The 531-nt window shown below is 41.6% G+C and carries 1 protein-coding gene; it reads right to left on the reverse strand.

The window, feature by feature from the left end; all coding sequences use genetic code 11:
- Nucleotides 1-531: hypothetical protein (locus tag DRF57_RS23850; protein WP_157969938.1), on the reverse strand; the 531-nt coding region annotated here is incomplete at both ends.

Below are 531 nucleotides of genomic sequence, written 5' to 3' on the forward strand. Positions count from 1 at the left end.
GAGATCACCCTTCCCTGAGGATCATACTTTATCGTGTAGGTATACACTTTTCCATTGGACGTTCCTTTTTTTGAGATAAGTCTTCCTTTATTGTTATAAGCAAAATTGATGTTTTTATCCGTATCGTTTCCTGTAGTTGATTTCTCCACCTGGCTGATCAGCTGGCCCAGGGTATTATACATATATCTCTTCTCTCCTTTAGGGCTTATAATTTTGGACAATGCGCCCATATAACCTTTGTATTCGTACAGGTATGTACCAGTAGAAGGATCTGCTACCTCTATCTTATTTCCCCATTCATCATAGTTTGTGACCACCATATTATCCTCATATTCTGCCTGGACCTGCTGCCCTGCTGCATTGTAAGAGAACTTTACGGTTCCTCCCTTATCTGTAGATACGATAACATTTCCTAAAGCGTCCATCGTCTGAGAAGTTGTCCTTCCGTAGTCTGCCGGATTTGTTTCCTTAACAGTGGTGGTCAATCCTGAGACAATAGTTTCTGTCTGCTTTCCGGTAAATGCCGTAGCT

It is taken from the genome of Chryseobacterium rhizosphaerae (assembly GCF_003385455.1).
Classification (GTDB): Bacteria; Bacteroidota; Bacteroidia; order Flavobacteriales; family Weeksellaceae; genus Chryseobacterium; species Chryseobacterium rhizosphaerae.